Source organism: Paenarthrobacter sp. NPDC091711, assembly GCF_044756605.1.
Classification (GTDB): domain Bacteria; phylum Actinomycetota; class Actinomycetes; order Actinomycetales; family Micrococcaceae; genus Arthrobacter.
Genome location: NZ_JBIVTF010000005.1, coordinates 176,386 through 195,606, shown reverse-complemented (window position 1 = coordinate 195,606; position 19,221 = coordinate 176,386). Strand labels below are relative to the sequence as shown.

Below are 19,221 nucleotides of genomic sequence, written 5' to 3'. Positions count from 1 at the left end.
GAACCCCTAGTTTTCTACGCCGACGGTTTCGCTGCGGACCGGGATGGTGGACGCGATGAGCACGCCGCCCTTTTCCTCGTTGGTGGCCGGACGGATCTGGCCGCGCTCCGGAACGAAGGAGATGGACTCGTCCTTCTGGTTGGGGGCGTTGACGAAGGAACGGAAACGGCGGAGGCGCTCCGGGTCCTTCAGGGTCTCGGCCCACTCGTCCTCGTAGGTGTCGATGTGCTTGGCCATGGCCGCCTCAAGCTCTTCGGCGATGCCCAGGGAGTCGTTGACCACTACGTCCTCGACGTGCTTGATGTCGCCATCAAGCTCTTCCTGCCAGCGTGCGGTGCGCTGCAGACGGTCAGCGGTGCGGATGTAGTACATGAGGTAACGGTCGATGTACTTCAGCAGGGTTTCGTCGTCCAGATCCTTGGCGAGGAGCTTTGCGTGGGCCGGGGTGGCGCCACCATTGCCGCCCACGTACAGGTTCCAACCATCAGCCGTGGCAATGACGCCCACGTCCTTACCGCGTGCCTCGGCACATTCGCGGGCGCAACCGGAGACACCCATCTTCAGCTTGTGCGGGCTGCGGAGGCCGCGGTATCGAAGCTCCAGGGCGATGGCCATGGCCACAGAATCCTGCACGCCGAACCGGCACCACGTGGAGCCTACACAGGACTTCACCGTGCGGAGGCTCTTTCCGTAGGCCTGGCCGGATTCAAAGCCCGCGTCCACCAGTTCCTTCCAGATGTCCGGGAGCTGCTCCAGGCGGGCCCCAAACATATCAATGCGCTGGCCACCGGTGATCTTTGTGTAGAGGTTGTACTTCTCAGCCACGGCCGCGATGACTCCGAGGCCCTTGGGCGTGATCTCACCGCCGGCGATGCGGGGGACCACCGAGTAGGTGCCATCCTTCTGCATGTTCGCCAAAGCGCGGTCGTTGGTGTCCTGCAGCGAGCCACGTCCGGCGTCCAGCACATAGGCGGAGTGCTGGCTGGCCAGGATGGAGGCAATGGTCGGCTTGCAGATATCGCAGCCCGCCCCCGTGCCGTACTTGGCCATGATCTCTTCAAAGGAGGTCAGTTCAAGGACGCGGATAGCGTCGAAGAGTTCCTGACGGGACAAGCTGATGTGCTCACACAGTGCCTTGGAGACCTCGATGCCGGACTTTTTCAGCTCGCCTTCCATCAGCTTCTTGAGCATGGGTACACACGAACCACATTGAGTGCCGGCGCGGGTGCAGCCCTTCAGCTCCCCGAGCTCCTGCACTGGAGCGTTTCCTTCGCAGGCGCCGCAACCATTGATGGCGTCGCGGATGGTGCCGGCAGCTACGTTGTTGCAGGAGCACAGGATGGCATCGTCCGGAAGCTCAGTCTCAGGAGCCTCCCCACCACCGGCAGCACTCAGGTAGGCGCCCGGTTCGGCGGACAGTTCGCGGCCAAGGAGCGGACGGAGGCTCATGTAAGGGGAAGCATCACCCACGAAGATGCCACCCAGAAGGGTCTTGGCATCATCGGTGGTGACAATCTTCTGGTATACGCCACGAGCGGGGTCGGCGTAGACGATCTCCAGGGAATGCTCCGTCCGGGCAAAGGCGTCACCAAAGCTGGCAACATCAACACCGGACAACTTGAGCTTGGTGGCAGTGTCAAAGCCCGGGAACGTGGCTTCTCCGCCGTGCAGGCGGTCGGCAACGATCTCGGCCATGGTGTTGGCCGGAGCCACCAGGCCCAGGCACATGCCTTCAAAGTTAGCCACTTCGCCGATGGCCCAGATGCCATCCACTTCCGTGGCACAGAAGTCATTGATGACCACGCCACCGCGCTGGCCCAGGCTGAAGAGCTGTTCCTCGCCTTCACCTGCCCGGAAGAGGTCGTCGCGGGGCTTGACGCCGATGGCAACGATCACGAGGTCGGCGTCGATGGTGCGGCCATCAGCCATGAGGACTCCGGTGACATTGCCGTCGTCGTCAGTAACAACCTCGGAGGGGAAGACGCCGCCGTGGACTTCGAAGCCCTTGGCCTCGATCAGCCGACCCAAGGCCTGCCCCGCGCCTTCGTCCAACTGGGTGTTCATGAGCCAGGGCGAGCCGTTGATCACGATCGGGGTAGCACCCAGCTGCTCGGTTCCGGCCGCAGACTCGAGGCCCAGAAGGCCACCACCGATGGTGACGGCGTTGACCTTGCGGCCCAGCTTCTCCGTCAGCCCGGCAATGGCCTTGTTGATGGCCCATACGTCTTCGAGCGTCCGGTAAACGTGGGTATGTTCCGCGCCGGGGATAGGGAGTCGGGCTGCATCCGAACCCGAGGCAACCACCAGGTGGTCGTATTCGTACTTGTTGCCGGCAGCCGTGAGGACGCTCTTGGCAACGGAGTCGATTTTGACGGCGCGCTCGCCGGTCTTGAGGGTGAGGGCTTCGTGGTCCCACATGGACGCGTCGCCCAGGGTGAGGTCCACGCCGGTTTCCGTCAGCGCCTTGCTCAGGGCCACGCGGTCATAGGGGAGGTGCGCTTCTTCGGTCAGCACCGTAACCTGCCAACCTTCAAGTCCGCGGTTGACCATGGCATCGGCGAAGCGGTGGGCAGCAGGGCCGCCGCCGACGACGACAACGCGGCGCAGGTTCTCTGTACTTGAAGTGTGTCCGGTCACTGGTGGGCCTTTCGCAGATGTTGCAGACGGATCTCCGCAACTTGTGGTTCCAGCCTAGGGACGGGCAGTTTCGCTTCAGTTTCCCTTATGTTTCGTGATCTTAACTTCTGCATCACGAACGCATTTCCCGGGGCGTGAGGTCTCTTTTACGCGTTGGACACAAACGCGCACCCCTGTTGAAACACCCCGGTCCTAGCGTGGAGGAGTGGCCGCAAGCGTGGCCCGGTCCGGGGGAGTGACGGTGACATTGCCAGCACCCGGACACAGTGAGAGGGGCTGAAATGACCGTAATTCTGGACCGTGCCGAAAATCTGACCGCCACCGCCACCGCAACGTGGCAGCGCGTTTGCCCGGTGGACGAACTCGAAGTTGCCTGGGGCGAAGCTGCGCTCATCGCCGGTCGCCAGGTTGCGCTGTTCCGCACGGCGCCCACCGAGGTTTTCGCTGTGGCTCAGCAGGATCCGGCGACGCTCGCCAACGTGATGGCTCGCGGAATCATCGGCTCCCGCGGAAGCAGGCCCACCATCGCGTCGCCGCTGCACAAAGAGGTCTACGACCTCGAAACCGGTGAATGCTTCACCAACCCCGAACTCAGGCTCGAAGCCTTTGCCACCCGTTTGGTGGATGGCTTCATTGAGGTTGAGCTCTAAGAGTTTTACAAACCCAACGCTTCGCGGACGTCCCTGAGAACATCATCCAGGGACGTTCGCGCTGTTTGGCGCGCAGCGTCAAGCTCCGCCGCGGATTCCACGGCCTGGATGACTTCCAGATAGCACTTGAGCTTGGGCTCCGTGCCGCTGGGACGAATGATGACGCGGCTCTGGTCCCGCGTCAGGTACAGCAGACCGTCCGTGGGAGGCAGGGCTTCGCTTCCCTCGGCAAGATCGGTGAAAATCTCGACGGCGGAACCTCCGAACGCTTCCGGCGGGTTGACCCGGAGGCGGTTCATCATGGCATCCAACAAGCCCAAATCGGCTACGCGGATACTGAGCTGGTCGCTCGCATGCAACCCGTGTACCAAATAGAGGTCATCAAGGGTGTCAAAGATGGTCTTACCGTCGGCCTTGGCTGTTGCTGCAAGTTCCGCGATCAGCACTGCCGCTGAAATTCCGTCCTTGTCCCGCACCAGATCCGGTGCCACGCAGTATCCCAAGGCTTCCTCATACCCGTAGGTGAGGCCGGGAACCCGTGAAATCCATTTGAACCCGGTGAGGGTCTCCTCATGGGCGTATCCTGCTGCAGCGGCAATCCGGGACAGCAGGCGTGAGGAAACGATCGAGTTGGCGAAGACGCCCGTTTGCGGCTCATCCCCGGCGGCGGCAGCGATGCGCGCCACGACGTGCGCACCCAGGAGCGCTCCTACTTCGTCGCCGCGCAGCATCCGCCAGGCTCCCGTGGCGGGGTCCAAGGCAGCAACCGCAGCACGATCGGCGTCGGGATCATTGGCCACAACGATGTCCGCGTCCGAGTCGGCGGCGGCCGCGAGGGCCAGGTCCAGCGCGCCGGGTTCTTCCGGATTGGGGAACGCGACGGTGGGGAAGTCCGGGTCCGGCTCGGCCTGTTCGGCCACCAGGGTGACATCCGTGAAACCTGCGGCGTTCAGGACCGAGACAGCCGTTTCGCCACCGACACCGTGCATGGGTGTCAGGACGATCTTGAGGTCCCGGGCCGGGAAATGTTCCCTATCCACCAAGCCCGCCATGGCGCCTTCATAATCGGCCGCGATGGAGGTGGGCAGTACGGTCCACCCGTCCTCTGCCAGCACGATCGAATCCAACGTACCTACAGCCTCGATTTTGGCTGCGATTTCCGCGTCGTACGGCGCCACGATTTGCGAACCACGTCCGCTTTCGGAAACTGCATGCCGTCCGAGGTAAACCTTGTACCCGTTGTCTTGCGGCGGGTTGTGACTCGCGGTGACCATCACGCCGCCGTCGCAGTCCAGTGACCGGACCGCAAAGGCGAGCAACGGCGTCGGAAGTGCTGCCGGCATCAGGAAGGTGTCGATGCCCGCTGCCGTAAAGATCGCCGCGGTTTCCTGCGCGAAGATGTCCGAGTTGTAGCGGGCGTCGAAGCCGACGACGGCGCGCGGCCGGGTTCCGGGCGCAGCTGCGGCTACGGTCTCGGTGAGGAACGCGGCGAGTCCTGCCGCCGCCCGGCGCACGACGACGCGGTTCATCCGGTTGGGGCCTGGACCGAGTGCCGCACGAAGGCCGGCTGTGCCGAATTGCAGGGTGCCGTTGAAGCTGTCGCCCAATTCCTGTGTTGCTCCCGCATCACCGTTTTCGGCGAGCTCGGTCAGCTCGACGAGAGCAGCCGCCGTCGCCGGGTCCGGGTCCTGGGAAGCCCATTGGCGGGCGTCGGTGATCAGCTGTTCAAATGCGGCATCGCTGGATGTCATAGGGACAAAACTATCCTCAATGAGACCTCCGCGGGCAACGAGGGGCGGGATCCCGCCCCTTTGAGTGGTCGTAAAGGGTGAGATCCCGCCCCTCAGGGGGCCTTAAAGAGTGCGGGAAGTAACACTGAAGTCCGTGTCGCCGTCAGTGCTGAACGCAGAGGTCCCCACATGGTCCCAGTCCGGGAAGAACGTCTCCGAAAGTACCGCAGCTCCATCCCCGGCGAAGACATCCACAGAGGACGAATCCAAGAGAACAGTCAGATGGACCTTGCGCCCGGGAGAGGGCAGGGCCACCTCATGAAAGGGGCTGAACTTCGCGGAGAAGTTACGGGTTCCGGCCTGTGAACGGTCCACCCTGACGATGCCTGATTTCTTGGTATAGGAGATGCGCAGTCCGGGGCCGGAGCCGGAGGGTTGACGGAGCAGCACGCCTGCTTCGCGCGCCGACGTGAGGTCCATGTCCAGCTCGATCAGCTGGGTGCGTCCCCGGAAGTCCTGCCCCAAATCCATGGATGAGGAGCCGACGGTGAGATTTTTGCTCCTCAACTCACCGGAGCGTTCCAGCGTCTCCCGTGCCACGCCGGCTATCGCCGAGCGCAACTCATACCGCTCCCCACCCTTGACCAGGGTGAGTTCACGGGGAATTGCCATGGAGCCGCGCCACGGCGTTGTGGGCACATCCTGGGCGTAGTCCCAGTTGCCCATCCACCCCAGGAGCACGGGTTTGTCCCCGGGCGCGCTGGAGATGGAGTTCGCGGCGTAATAGTCGGCTCCGTGGTCCAGCCACTGGGATTCGCTAAGGGGCGCGTCGGGAGCGGCAGCGTTTTCGGCAGTGAAGTGCGTTCCGTCGAATTCGCCCACGAAGTATTGCATGCCCGAACCGCCCGCAATGCCGCCGGGGTTAATGCTCAGGAGCATCACCCACTTCTTCGCGGTGGAGTCCTCCACGTCCATGTGAATGAGTTCCGGCACTTCCCAGAGCCCGCCCTGGGCGCCAACGCCGGAGAAATCGCTCAGGAATTCCCAGCGGAGGAGGTCCGTGGACTTGAACAACTTGACCACCTGGGCGTCGGCCACCACGGTGGTCATCACCCAGTAGCGGCCGGGCCCGTACCAGGTCACTTTGGGGTCGCGGAAGTTGTTGTTAGTGGGCGCGAGGTTCAGAACCGGGTTGGCATGGTACTTCTGCCACGAGGCACCTCCGTCCACGCTGAAAGCCACAGATTGGGCTTGCGAGCCTTGGGGCAGCCTGCCGTTCTTCCCGTACGCGCTGGTGTAGAGGGCCACCATGGGCGGGTTTTCCGCAGAGCCGAGACCTGATGCGTTGTTCTTGTCCACCACGATGCAGCCGGAGAAAATTTCTTCCTCCGGGCTGGCTTCCATGGCCACTGGCTGCTGCTCCCAGTGGATCAAATCCTGGCTGGTGGAGTGGCCCCAGGACATGTTGCCCCACGAGTTCCCACGGGGGTTGTACTGGTAGAAGGCGTGATAGGTGCCGTCGTGATAGACGAGGCCGTTGGGATCATTGAGCCAGTTCTTCTCAGCCGTCAGGTGAGCAGCGGGCCGCCATGGGTCTGAAGGCGTCGGCCGGTGGCCGCCCGGGGCGGGGACCGGCGTCGGGCTTTCAGCCTGTGTGCAGGACGCTGCGGAGAAGGCGACCACGACGGCGGCACTTGCGGCCAGCATCTGGCGGCGCGAAAGGTGGGGGCTGGGATAAGTCATGGGGAAGATCCTGGGGGTTGGGGGTGGCAGGGGTGCCGGTCCTCGCTGGACCAGGCACCCCTGCCGTGGCCTGACGGCCGGGGTGTTACTGCTTACTTGTAGAGGCCTTCGCCGCCAACACGGACGTTGGTGGGAAGGTAGCCGAACGGCCCAAGGCCGTTCTGGCCGAAGCTGCGGTCCACCTGGGTCACACCGCCCTGGAAGTTCATCTTCACGGTGGGGGAGAGTGAGCCGCCGCGGACGCCGTCCACGTTGTCAATGAACGACTGGACGAGCCCGCCGGGCTGGACGTAGTGCGAGTAGGCCTGGAACTGCCGGCCGTTCTGGCGCGGGTCCGGACCCTCCGGTGCGTTGGCCGGCATGTTCAGGTCCGTGGGGGAGCCCAGGGCCAGGCCGCTGTTGTTGACCGGCTGGTAGTCGGAGCGGACACCGTTGCCGACGAAGCCGTAGACGCCGTCCGGGCCGCGCATTCCATCTGCGTACGTGAACTGGTGGCTGATGGTGAACAGATAGTACTTGTTCTTGCCGTTCTCGTTCTGGATGAAGATCTGCGGACGCTCAGTCTGATCGTTCACGCAATTGGCGGAGAGGATCGGAGGCAGGAAGCTCCACCTGGTGAGGTCCTTGTTGTCCGCAACGGCGAGTCCCACGTTGGCGGTCTGGTACCAGGCCCCGGTGTTGTTGACCTGGGCCACGGTTTCGGCATTGGGATCGCCCGGGGCGTAGCCAAGGTCTTCCTGCTTGCACTTGTAGGAGCCGCGGGTGCCGCCGGTGTTGCCTTCGAAGACCATAAAGGTCTTGCCCGGGTGGGCGGGGTCCGCGAAGGTGTACGGGTCACGGAAAGCGAAGCCGGGGTTCTGCGCTTTGTTCTGGTACAGCTTTCCGTCCGGTTCCAGCAGTTTGGTGTGCTGGAAGCCGTCGAAGGTCACGCCGTCCTTGGTGGCGTGGATGGTGCCCAGTGCCTTGGCTATCGCGGCGTCCGGAGCGATGCCGCCGCCGCCCGCGTTCCGCTCGGCGACGTCGTAGAACGTGGTGGCCGTGTAAAACACGTTGATCTTGTTGCCTTGCATGAGGCGCGTGGAACCCGACCACTCCGTGTTCCCGATGGACGTGTTGTCCAGGAACAGGTGTCCGCCGTAGTTCCATTTGTCCTTGGCGGGATCGGCGTTGGTCTTGCGGAAGAAGTAGCCGATCCTTGCGTTCCAGTGGCGCTGGTCGAAGCCATAGCCGGCGTTCCGGTCGGCAACCAAGGAGAAGATGACATCCCAGCCCTTGTAGCTGATCTGGTTGGCGTTCTCGTCCGTCAGGGACCACGTGTCCCAAACCCAGACGTCGTCGTTCATGGCAGGAAAGTCCTTGGGGATTTCCGGCATGGTGACGTCGGGGCTCATGGAGTTCTGTCCAGGGGCAACGTTGGGGTTGCTCTGGGCCATGATCTGCTTGGCGTCGGCTCGCGTCCACTTGGACGTGAAGTCTGCCGCCGGATCATAGGCCTGCTGCGTGTGGGTGGTTGGCAGCGGGAAGCCGGGCGTGGGTGCCGGCATGGTGCTCGACGGCGGGTCGGCCGGCAGGTTGGCCTGCGCGGCTGGCGTCACCATCAGGATGCTGCCGGCCACACCGGCCGCTGCTGCGAGGGCTACTGCCTGTCGCAGCCGGCGGCGCGGCCGTTGAGGGGGTAAGTGCGTGTTCATGCTTGCTCTTCTCGCGGAGTTGGACTTCGTGGAGTGGGGCGCATGCCCTGAACCCTTGTTGGGGGTTCTCTACTCAGGCGTCCATCGATCCGCTCGAGGCGTCACCGAGGGACGCCATCGTTTTCGAGGTGCGGGGGAGCTTTTCAGCTTTCCGCCGCGGTGGCTCCGGCACGTCGACTTACCGGGGCACTCTCCACGCTGACACGTGTTAGGTCTCAGATCAAAGGGAGTTTCGTGGGCCTCCGGGGCTACTCCCCAGTAAGTGCGCAAGCGCTTACATTGCCAACGTGCGCGCGTGACATTCTTGGGCAGGACGGGTCAAATGTTTCGACACACATCAGATTTATCCTGAGAATTTACTGTGCGTTTAATTCCCGGACGCGGTTATTAGCGCGCACCTTTCAAGCGGTGCTGCGGGGCCACTTAAACGACACTGCGGGGCCGCCGGTGAGGGTGGCCCCGCAGTGAGATGGGAAACAGTGAAGTTGGGAGACAGTGCAAATGGGCAGCAGCGCAGCTGGGAAAGTGCCGCGTTGGTGAAATCGACTAAAGCTTGGCGATGATTTCGGCCAGAAGCTTGGAGATCCGCTTGCCCGCTGCATGTCCGGCTTCCAGGACTTCCGCGTGGCTCAAAGGAACCGGGCTGATGCCGGCTGCCAGGTTGGTTACCAAAGAGATGCCGAAAACTTCCATCCCTGCATGGCGGCCGGCGATTGCCTCCAGCGCCGTGGACATGCCCACCAGGTCGGCCCCGATCCGCTGGGCGTACTGAACCTCTGCCGGTGTCTCGTAGTGAGGGCCCGTGAACTGCGCGTACACGCCTTCCTGCAGCGACGGATCCACTTCGCGGGCGAGGTCTCGGATCCGTGAGGAGTAGAGGTCGGTGAGGTCAACGAACGTTGCGCCTTCAAGAGGCGAGGTAGCAGTGAGGTTGATGTGGTCGCTGATGAGCACGGGGGTGCCCGGGGTCCAGTCCTCATTGAGTCCGCCGCAGCCGTTGGTGAGGACCAGTGTCTTGCATCCGGCGGCCGCGGCGGTGCGCACGCCGTGGACAACCGAGCGGACTCCCCGGCCTTCGTAGTAGTGCGTCCGGGCGCCGAGGACCAGGGCCCGCTTGCCCTCTTTGGTGAGGACGGAGCGGATGGTGCCCACGTGGCCCACCACTGCTGGCTTGTGGAAACCGGGAACCTCGGATGCGTTGAGGGTGGCGGTGGTTTCCCCGATCAGATCGGCGGCTTCCGCCCACCCGGATCCGAGCACCAGTGCTACGTCATGGGACTCGACGCCGGTCTCCGCGGCGATGAAGTCTGCGGCGGCCTTCGCGGCCTCGAAAGGGTCAGTGTTCATCAGCTCAGTGTTACTCACTGGTACAAGCTACCCTGCACCTGCTGGACTTTGGTAGGGATGGCGCCGGAGTGAGGTTCGGCTGGGTGGCAACCAGCGTGGCAATGAGTGAGAATTGAGGATTGTGACCACCCAAGTTGACTTCAGTGCCCCCCGTATCGCGATCCTGGGAGGTGGTCCCGGCGGATATGAAGCTGCCATGGTGGCCGCCTCACTCGGCGCGCACGTCACGATCATCGAGCGGGCAGGCCTCGGCGGCTCCGCGGTTCTGACCGACGTCGTGCCTTCCAAAACCCTTATTGCCACCGCCGACCTCATGACGCGCGTCGGTGAGGCGGACGAGCTCGGCGTGAAGTTCGACGGCGACGGCACGGCCTCCAAGCCCCGTGCCGACCTCAAGCACATCAACGATCGCGTCCTGAACCTCGCCCACGGACAGTCCGAGGACATCCGGGCCGGTCTTGAGCGCCTGGGCGTGGAGATCGTCATCGGTTCGGGCAAACTTCTGGACAACAACACCATCGAAGTCCTCACCATTGATGGCACCCGCACCATCGACGCCGACGCCATCCTTCTGGCCGTCGGTGCCCACCCGCGTGAACTCCCCACGGCCAAGCCGGACGGTGAACGCATCCTCAACTGGGCCCAGATCTACAACCTGGACGAACTTCCCGAGGAACTCATTGTTGTTGGTTCGGGCGTCACTGGTGCTGAGTTCGCATCCGCGTACAACGGCTTGGGCTCCAAGGTCACCCTGATCTCCAGCCGTGACCAGGTCCTCCCTGGCGAGGACACGGACGCCGCCAAGCTGCTGGAAGGCGTTTTCGAGCGTCGCGGAGTCAACGTTTTGTCCAAGTCCCGCGCCAACGCAGTGGAGCGAACGGACGACGGCGTGAAGGTCACCTTGGGTGACGGTTCCGTCGTGACAGGTTCGCACTGCCTTGTGTGTGTTGGTTCCATCCCCAACACTGCCGGCATCGGCCTTGAAGAAGCCGGGGTGACTCTCACGGAGTCCGGGCACATCAAGGTGGACGGTGTTTCCCGCACCACGGCCCCCAACATTTACGCTGCCGGCGACTGCACGGGCGTCTTCGCCCTGGCATCCGTTGCAGCCATGCAGGGCCGCATCGCGATCGCACACTTCATGGGCGATGGCGTGAAGCCGCTGAAGCTCAACCAAGTGGCTTCCAACATCTTCACGTCCCCCGAGATCGCCTCAGTGGGCGTCTCCGAGGCTGACCTCGCGTCCGGCAAGTACCAGGGTGACGTGGTGATGCTGTCCTTGCTCAGCAACGCCCGCGCCAAGATGCGTAACACCAAGGACGGCTTCGTGAAGATCATCGCCCGCAAGGGATCCGGCACCGTGATCGGTGGCGTGGTGGTTGGGCCGAACGCCTCAGAGCTCATCTTCCCGATCTCCGTGGCCGTGACCCAGAAGCTCCACGTGGACGACGTAGCCAGCGCCTTCACGGTGTACCCGTCGCTCACTGGCTCCATCTCGGAGGCTGCGCGGCGCCTGCACGTGCACATGTAGCTTCCCCACCCAGCACAGACGCCCGTTTCGGGGGTTCCCTGCCGATCGTGCCGTGCGCACGGCATTCCTAGCAGGGAACCCCCGTATAGGGCTGCCTGGATGCGTCAGGCTGACCAAGCTTGCATCGTGGAGAGGGCCTCGGCCAGTGGCATGTGCAAGGCAGGGCCATGGCCCGGCAGGATCACGTTGGCTTGGACTGTAACGAGGGAGCCTGCAGAGGCGAGCGCCGCAGCAGGGTCCGAGTGGTACATCCTGTGCAGCATTTGCGGACCTGATGTCCGGCTGATCGGATGACCGCTCACCAACGTGTCACCCACGGCGATGGCTCCCGCACCGGGGAGCAGTAAGGCCACGTTCCCAGGGGTGTGTCCGGGCAACAGGATGGCTTGCGGTTGCCCCGGGAGGGCCTGGAGTTTTGCCGACGTCCACGCCTCGGCACGCGTAGCCGGTTCCGCTTGGAGGGCCTTGGCCTTGATGACGTGGACCATCCAGCGAAACACCCTGGGCCGCCACGCCCGGAGCAGAACCTGCCCGATGGTCACCTGATGCTTCTCCTTGCCCTGAACGTGCGCGAGTTCTTCGGGAGAGCAGAGGATGGGCGTGCCGAAAGTCTGCGAGAAGCAGGCGGCTGATCCTGTGTGGTCCACGTGCCCGTGGGTGATGAGCATGGCTTTCGCATCAGCCGGGTCCAGCCCGAGCACCCGGACGGATTCCAACACCAGATCACGGTCCGCAGGATAGCCGCCGTCGATCAGGAAGAATCCTGACTCGTCACGGACAACGAGCCAGTTGGACGCCGGTCCCTCCACGAAAAAGACGCCGGACGCGGGTTCGGATACGTTCATCCGAGCAGTCTAAGGGCCCGATTCGATGGTTCCCTGCGGATCATGCCGTGCGCACGGCACCCCCGGCAGGGAACCCCCGTGCCGGGCTGCCCGGAGCGGGAGCCCCACCCGCTGCCCGAGCTACGCGGCGGCCGCTTGGAAGTGCTTCTCGATGATCCCCTTGATGTCCTCATGGCACCCTCCGCAGCCCGTCCCGGCGCGGGTGGCCTTGGAGACTTCACCCACGGTGCTGCAGCCCTCAACCACGGAATCTTCAATGCTGGCCGCACTCACGCCGGCGCATCGGCACACGGTCCGATGGGGATCGTTGCTGGTGGCCCCGGCGTCGAGTTGGTCCGGGCCATCCAACCGCAGGAGCAGTGAACGGTCTGCGGGCAGCTCGGAGGACCGTTCAAAGAGCACCACCAGTTCAGCAGCAGTCCGTGGCATGCCCACGGCTACGAGGCCTTCCAGTACTCCGCCACGGGTGGTCATCTTCACGTAGCGTCCGTGTTCGGGGTCGGCCCACTGGGAGATTTGCCGGCGGGGTCGCCCGGAAACGGCGCCGGCTTCCAACAGCTCCTCGTCCCAGGGATCGGCTTGGTTGTCGCCTGCCACGGCCAGGTTGATGCCGCGGGCCTTCAGAACCACGACGCCCGGCTTCTCCTGAGGCAGGGGGTCACATGCGTCTGCGGCGTCCTGCCCATCCCGCGCCAGGACCACGAGGTATTCGGCCAGCCACTCGGCCTGTCGCCAGCCCGGACCGACCAGACCGGAAGGACCGGTGGCATTCCGGCAGTCAACGCATGCAGCGTCAGGGCAGCGCACTTCAGCACAGTCGCCGATCGCGAACATGTGGGGCTCGTGATACGTGCGGAGATGATGATCCACCAGAATGCCGGAAGCAACGGGAAGTCCACATCCCTCGGCCAGTTCAATGCGGGGGCGGACACCACAGGACAGCACCAGCAGGTCGCCGTCGATCGCGGAGCCGTCATCCAGCAGCAAGGCTGAGAAGCTGCCGCCAGGTCCGGCAGTTTCAACGCCGGTGGAACGCGCGTTGCCGGCCATCCGGACCCCGCCCGCCCTCAAACTGTTGGTGAGGACAGCGCCGCTGCCGCGGTCGATGCTGCGCCCCAGAGGGAACGGCCCGTTGTGGACCACGGTGGCCTGTGCGCCTTCTTCGGCCGCGGCGAGGGCGGTCTCCAGGCCCAGCACGCCGCCACCCAACACCACCACGCGCTTTCCATCAGCTACGGCTGAACGGAGTACTGCGGCATCTTTGAGATCACGCAGTGTTGTGACGCCAGCAGGGAGGACAGGCCCGGCGGGGTCGGGGTTGAGCCCGGTCAGGTTGGGGATCACGGGACGGGATCCGGTGGCGAACACCAGCCGGTCATAGTGTTCAGTGGTGCCGTCGGAGAGGACTACATGTTGGCGGGCGCGGTCGATTCTCTTGACCTTGACGCCCAAGCGCACTTTCACGCCGTCGGCTTCCAGTTCGGCGGCATCAGCCATGGCCAAAGCCCCGGCCGTGGTGCGCCCGACGCCAAGCTCGGCAACCATCACACGGTTATACGCGGCCTCGGTTTCCTGTCCAACTACCAGTAGCTGCACCAGTCCGGTGCGGACGGCGGGCAGGAGTTCGTCCACCAGGCGGGCAGCCACGGGGCCGAATCCAACAACAACAATGCGCTCGCTCATGATGCCTCCTTGACGTGCACTGGCAGCCCGGCCATAGCCGGATTTCTCGAAGAAACCGAGGGAGCGTCCTGCGCAGCAACTGCCTTCCGGACCCACACCCGGCTGGTCTTGAACTCCGGCATGCCGGAAATGGGATCTGTAGCCGCTTCCGTGAGTCGGTTCGCGTTTTCCTGGCCGGGGAAGTGGAACGGCAGGAAGACGGTGTCCGGGCGGACCGACGTGCTGAGCTCGGCACGGCAGAGCACCTCGCCGCGTTCGTTCGTCACAGTGGCGTAGTCGCCATCGGCAATGCCGCGGGTAGTCGCTGTGCCGGGGTGAATGAGCAGCCGGGCCTGTGGCTGCGATGCGAGGAGTTCGCTCACGCGCCGGGTCTGTGCGCCGGATTGGTAGTGCTCCAGAAGCCTGCCGGTTGCCAGGGCCAACGAATCGTCAGCAAAGGAACGGACGGCCCGCTTGGACGGAGTCACCGGAATCATCGCGGCCCGGCCATCAGCATGGGCGAAGCCGTCAGCGAAGAGCCGAGGGGTGCCGCTGCTGCCCACAGGGTACGGCCAGTAAGCAGCTTCACCGCGGTCCAGCATGGCGTAGTCGATGCCCGAGTAATCGGCCAAACCACCGGCAGAGGCCAGTCGCAGCTCTTCGAAAACCGTCTCGGGATCATCGCTGAACGTGGAGGGAGCTTCAAGGAGCTCAGCCAGCCGGGCCATGAGCCACAGCTCGCTGCGCACGCCAGGGGGAGGAGTGAGTGCACGTCGGCGACGGATCACGCGGCCCTCAAGATTGGTGAGCGTACCTTCCTCTTCGGCCCATTGCGTCACCGGCAAAACCAGGTCCGCTTCAGCCGCTGTCTCGGACATGAAGAAGTCGCAAACCACCAGGAAGTCCAGGCTGCGGAGTCCTAGGATCACTGCGTTGGTATCGGGCGCCGACACCACCACATTGGCGCCGTGGACGAAGAGGCAACGTACGCCGTCGGGTTGTCCGAGGGACTTGAGAAGTTCGACGGCGGGGAGGCCGGGTCCGGGGATCAGCGACTCGTCGATGCCCCACACACGCGCCATGTGGGCGCGGGCAGCGGGGTCGGTGATCTTGCGGTAGCCCGGGAGCTGATCGGCCTTTTGTCCGTGTTCACGGCCGCCTTGGCCGTTGCCTTGTCCTGTGAGCGTGCCGTAGCCGCTGCGCGCGGAGCCGGGCAGGCCCAGGAGGAGGCTGAGATTGATGGCCGCGGTGGCGGTGTCCGTGCCGTCAACGTGCTGCTCCACACCCCGGCCACTGAGGATATAGCTGCCACCGTTACGGGCACCTTGGGCCAAGCGGCGGGCGGTTTCCCGGATGAGGTTGGCCGGGACGCCCGTGATGGACTGGACACGCTCGGGCCAGAACGATGACAGGCTGCGCACCACCGCGGCATATCCGGACGTGTTCTTCTCGATGTAGGAGGCGTCGGCCAAGCCTTCGTGCACCACCACATGGCTGATCCCCAAAAGAAGCGCCAAATCGGTGCCGGGCGTCGGCTGCAGGTGGAGGCCGCCGCCGTCGGACGTGAACGCAGCAGTAGCCGAGCGGCGGGGGTCCACCACGATCAGCCCACCGGCGTCGCGGGCACCCTGCAGGTGCTGGACGAACGGCGGCATGGTTTCTGCAACGTTGGATCCGAGCATGAGGATCACGGACGCGGTGTTTAGGTCCGTGACAGGGAAGGGGAGCCCCCTGTCGACGCCGAAAGCCCGGTTGCCGGCAGCTGCAGCCGACGACATGCAGAAGCGGCCGTTGTAGTCGATCCGCGAGGTGCGCAGTGCGAGGCGGGCGAACTTCCCCAGCAGGTACGCCTTCTCGTTGGTGAGGCCGCCGCCGCCGAACACTCCCACGGCGTCGTTCCCGTACTGCTGTTGGGTGTCCTTCACCGCTGAGGTGATCAGCATGAGGGCCTGGTCCCAGGAGATCGGCTGGTGGACGCCGTCGGACCCTTTGAGCATCGGCTCGGTGACCCGGCCGCTGTGACGCAACAACGACGCCGATGTCCAGCCTTTGCGGCACAGCCCGCCCCGGTTGGTGGGGAAGTCGCGTCCGGAAACCTCCAGGGGTGCGGCCGGTGCTGCGTCAGTTACTGGCACTGCCGCTGTCTTTTCCACGGCAGGTGCAGCCGGGGTCAGCGTCATGGCGCACTGGAGTGCGCAGTAGGGGCAGTGGGTATCGGCGCCGTTGGGCATCTAGATGTGTCCGATCGTGTTGCGCTTCTGTGCGGGGCGAATGTAGACCACCCAGCACACGGTGAGCATGAGGACATAGGCTCCGACGAATCCGTAGAAAGCCGGGGTGTAGGAGCCGCTGGCCGAGTTTGAGGCGTTGAGTACCTGCGGGATCACGAAGCCGCCGTAGGCGCCGATCGCGGAGATCAGGCCCAGCGAGGAAGAAGCGAGCCGTGCAGTGGTGGCACTCGGGGCACCTGAACGGGCTGCCCGGCTGGAGGTTGCGAAGATGACCGGGATCATGCGGTACGTTGCGCCGTTTCCGAAGCCGCTGGCCAGGAAGAGCAGCAGGAACAGGGTGAGGAAGAGCCAGAAGTTCTTCAGGGGCAGCGTCCAGATCATGGTCAAGGTGATGACGGCCATGGAGGCGAAGGAGGCGATGGTCATGCGGGCGCCGCCCATGCGATCGGCCATTCGTCCGCCGTAGGGGCGGGCCAGGGAGCCGATCAGCGGGCCGAGGAAGGCCAAGGACAGTGCCACGGCGCCGACGTGGATGGAGGAGAAGTCCGGGAAGTAGTCCTTGATCAGCTTGGGGAAGACGCCTGCGAAGCCGATGAACGAACCGAACGTTCCAATGTAGAGGAACGCCATGATCCACAGGTGCGGTTCCTTGAGGGCGGCCAGGGAACCGGCCACATCACCCTTGGCGCTGGTGAGGTTGTTCATGTACTTGTAGGCGCCGAAGGCGGCGATGATGATCAGCGGGATCCAGATGATGCCAGCCATCGGCAGGTTGACGGTCCCGGCTGCCAGGAGCGTGATGGCGATGGGCACAACAAGCTGGGCGACGGCGGCACCGAGGTTTCCGCCGGCTGCGTTCAGGCCCAGCGCCCAACCCTTTTCACGGGCGGGGTAGAAGAAGGTGATGTTGGCCATGGAACTGGCGAAGTTGCCGCCACCGAAGCCGGCGAGTGCGGCCATGAGGAGCATGACACCGAAGGGCGTCTCCGGGTTGGAGACGCACAGCGCTAACCCGGTGGTGGGGATCAGCAGGAGCAGCGCGGAGACGATGGTCCAGTTCCGGCCGCCGAACTTGGGAACCATGAAGGTGTAGGGGATACGGAGCGTGGCGCCCACGAGGCTGGGGATGGAGATGAGCCAGAAGATCTGGTTGGTGTCGAACTGGAAGCCTGCTGCGGGGAGTTGGACCACCACGATGGACCACAGCTGCCATACGACGAAGCCGAGGAATTCGGCGAAGATGGACCAATTGAGATTGCGCTTGGCGATGGACCGGCCTTCGGACTCCCATTGGCCCTTGTCTTCGGCATCCCAGTTGGCGATCCAGCGGCCGGGGCGGTGCTCAAGGGTGGAAGTGGCAGTGGACTGGGCGGGAGCCAGTGCATCTGCGGTGCGGTCAACAGTCACGGAAGTGCCTCCTTGGTGGGGGACGTTGTTCTTCCAAGGTAGGTTTGGCGCATTTCGTGGACGGTCGCCGTTTGTAAACGCCCTGTGACATTTCCCTATCGGCGGGGTCACCGGCGCGTGAGGCCGTGGTGAGGTAATGTGGCGCGGACCACAGGGTGAGATTTTCTTGTGGGTCCGCATGTTGGACTTGGTTGTCCAGTCAATGGACAGCGGGAACTATTATTGAACTCTCGAATAATCCTTCGCCGGGTAGGCTCTCGGGGCTTCGGCCGGCGTGAAAGAAAGCTGCAAACACATGTCTTCCACCGCACCATCCAAGGAAGGCGAGTCCACTAAGCCAGTGAACTCGCGGGGCAAGGTGATCTTCGCGAGCCTGATCGGCACGACGATCGAGTTCTACGACTTCTACGCCTATGCCACCGCGTCGGTACTCGTCTTCCCGAAGCTTTTCTTCCCGGACGCCACAGACATCAATGCGCTGCTCAGTGCGTTCGCCATCTTCGGTGTTGCCTTCTTCGCGCGGCCCATTGGCGCCGTGGTCTTCGGACACTTTGGTGACAAGATCGGCCGCAAGGGTACCCTGGTGGCATCGCTGCTGACCATGGGTATTGCAACCTTCCTCATCGGCCTCCTACCCACGGCCTCCATGCCGGGGTGGGCCATCCTCGCCCCGATCATGCTGGTGATCCTGCGCTTCTTCCAAGGCCTGGCCTTGGGTGGAGAATGGTCCGGCGCGGCATTGCTCGCCACCGAGAACGCCCCCGAAGGCAAGCGCGCCATCTACGGAACGTTCCCGCAGCTGGGTGCTCCCATCGGCTTCATCATCGCCAACGTCATCTTCATCTGGATGAACGTCTCCCTGAGTGCCGAAGAATTCCTGGCCTGGGGCTGGAGGGTTCCCTTCATCCTCAGCGCCGTACTGGTCATCGTGGGACTTTACGTACGCCTGAAGCTGGTGGAGAGCGCCTCCTTCACCAAGGTCATCGAGCAGGAAAAGGTCCAGAAGGTTCCCCTCGCGGCAACCCTCAAGAGCCACTGGCGCCCCGTGGTTGCGGGCACCTTCATCATGTTCGCCACCTACGTGCTCTTCTACATCATGACCACGTTCACCCTGTCCTACGGCACCAAGCCCACGCTGGCCGGCGCTCAGGCCGCCGCTGAGAAGGCCGGAAAGCCCATGACGGCAGACCAGATCGCCGCGTTTGTCCCCGGCCTGGGGATCACGCGCTCCGATTTCCTCTGGATGCTGATCATCGGCGTCGTCTTCTTCGGCATCTTCACCGTGGTCTCCGGACCGCTCGCCGAGAAGTGGGGCCGACGCAAGTTCCTGCTGGGCGTAACGGCTGGCATCTTCGTGTTCGGTGCGCTCTGGTTCACCATGTTCGGACCCGGCCAGGCAGCAGCCATGGTTGGCCTCATTGTGGGCTTCACGCTCATGGGCCTCACCTTCGGACCCATGGCTGCCATCCTTCCCGAGCTGTTCCCGGCCAACGTCCGCTACACGGGGTCGGCGGTTGCTTACAACCTGTCCTCGATGATCGGTGCAGCACCTGCTTCGTTCGTGGCCATTGCGCTCTGGTCTGCAGCCAACGGCAGCACCTGGCTGGTGGGCGCCTACATGGCCGCCGCCGCTGTGGTGACGTTCATCGCCCTCTGGTTGACTCGCGAAACCAAGGACATGGACTACGAAAACAACGTCGCCTAAGTAGTTCGAGTACGACGTCGGCCCCGCACCAAACGGTGCGGG

General features: G+C 63.9%; 12 protein-coding genes. 3 read left to right on the top strand and 9 right to left on the bottom strand.

From position 1 onward, the window contains the following. Positions 1 to 6: 6 nt before the first annotated feature. Positions 7 to 2,637 carry a nitrite reductase large subunit NirB gene (nirB, locus tag ACIQH5_RS10510; RefSeq protein WP_400402835.1) on the bottom strand — a complete coding sequence of 877 codons (2,631 nt, stop codon included), beginning with the start codon at positions 2,635 to 2,637 and terminating at the stop codon, positions 7 to 9. Positions 2,638 to 2,918: 281 nt separating this feature from the next. On the opposite strand from nirB, the gene nirD reads away from it, so the two are divergent. After that, on the top strand, positions 2,919 to 3,287 hold the full coding sequence (gene nirD / locus ACIQH5_RS10505) for a nitrite reductase small subunit NirD (RefSeq protein WP_400402832.1): 369 nt from the start codon (positions 2,919 to 2,921) through the stop codon (positions 3,285 to 3,287). Positions 3,288 to 3,292: 5 nt separating this feature from the next. Here nirD and ACIQH5_RS10500 read toward each other — a convergent pair whose 3' ends face one another. From ACIQH5_RS10500 to ACIQH5_RS10485, 4 genes are all read right to left on the bottom strand, one after another. Further along, positions 3,293 to 5,038 (bottom strand): phospho-sugar mutase, encoded by a 1,746-nt coding sequence (locus tag ACIQH5_RS10500; RefSeq protein ID WP_400402829.1) that lies wholly within the window; start codon positions 5,036 to 5,038, stop codon positions 3,293 to 3,295. Positions 5,039 to 5,140: 102 nt separating this feature from the next. Then, positions 5,141 to 6,760 (bottom strand): glycoside hydrolase family 32 protein, encoded by a 1,620-nt coding sequence (locus tag ACIQH5_RS10495; RefSeq protein WP_400402826.1) that lies wholly within the window; start codon positions 6,758 to 6,760, stop codon positions 5,141 to 5,143. 92 nt (positions 6,761 to 6,852) lie between these two features. Next, on the bottom strand, positions 6,853 to 8,451 hold the full coding sequence (locus ACIQH5_RS10490; protein ID WP_400402823.1) for a glycoside hydrolase family 68 protein: 1,599 nt from the start codon (positions 8,449 to 8,451) through the stop codon (positions 6,853 to 6,855). 546 nt (positions 8,452 to 8,997) lie between these two features. Next, complete coding sequence (locus ACIQH5_RS10485; protein ID WP_400402820.1) at positions 8,998 to 9,798, bottom strand: purine-nucleoside phosphorylase; 801 nt, start codon at positions 9,796 to 9,798, stop codon at positions 8,998 to 9,000. Positions 9,799 to 9,919: 121 nt separating this feature from the next. Here ACIQH5_RS10485 and ACIQH5_RS10480 point away from each other — a divergent pair, with 121 nt between their 5' ends. Beyond that, the gene (locus ACIQH5_RS10480; protein ID WP_062068590.1) at positions 9,920 to 11,329 is read left to right on the top strand and encodes an NAD(P)H-quinone dehydrogenase; all 1,410 of its coding nucleotides are present in this window, start codon (positions 9,920 to 9,922) and stop codon (positions 11,327 to 11,329) included. Positions 11,330 to 11,433: 104 nt separating this feature from the next. On the opposite strand, the gene ACIQH5_RS10475 is transcribed toward ACIQH5_RS10480, so the two are convergent. The 4 genes from ACIQH5_RS10475 to ACIQH5_RS10460 form a co-directional block, all read right to left on the bottom strand. Next, positions 11,434 to 12,174 carry an MBL fold metallo-hydrolase gene (locus ACIQH5_RS10475; protein ID WP_400402816.1) on the bottom strand — a complete coding sequence of 247 codons (741 nt, stop codon included), beginning with the start codon at positions 12,172 to 12,174 and terminating at the stop codon, positions 11,434 to 11,436. Between the two features lie 120 nt (positions 12,175 to 12,294). Beyond that, positions 12,295 to 13,857, bottom strand: a complete 1,563-nt coding sequence (locus ACIQH5_RS10470; protein WP_400402813.1) for an FAD-dependent oxidoreductase — start codon at positions 13,855 to 13,857, stop codon at positions 12,295 to 12,297. Continuing rightward, positions 13,854 to 16,067 carry a molybdopterin oxidoreductase family protein gene (locus ACIQH5_RS10465; RefSeq protein WP_400402810.1) on the bottom strand — a complete coding sequence of 738 codons (2,214 nt, stop codon included), beginning with the start codon at positions 16,065 to 16,067 and terminating at the stop codon, positions 13,854 to 13,856. Before ACIQH5_RS10465 ends, ACIQH5_RS10470 begins: the two co-directional genes overlap by 4 nt. Then, positions 16,068 to 17,474 (bottom strand): MFS transporter, encoded by a 1,407-nt coding sequence (locus ACIQH5_RS10460; protein ID WP_400402807.1) that lies wholly within the window; start codon positions 17,472 to 17,474, stop codon positions 16,068 to 16,070. Between the two features lie 295 nt (positions 17,475 to 17,769). Between ACIQH5_RS10460 and ACIQH5_RS10455 the strand changes: the two genes are divergently transcribed. Next, on the top strand, positions 17,770 to 19,179 hold the full coding sequence (locus tag ACIQH5_RS10455) for an MFS transporter (RefSeq protein ID WP_062067194.1): 1,410 nt from the start codon (positions 17,770 to 17,772) through the stop codon (positions 19,177 to 19,179). The last annotated feature ends 42 nt before the right edge of the window (positions 19,180 to 19,221 follow it).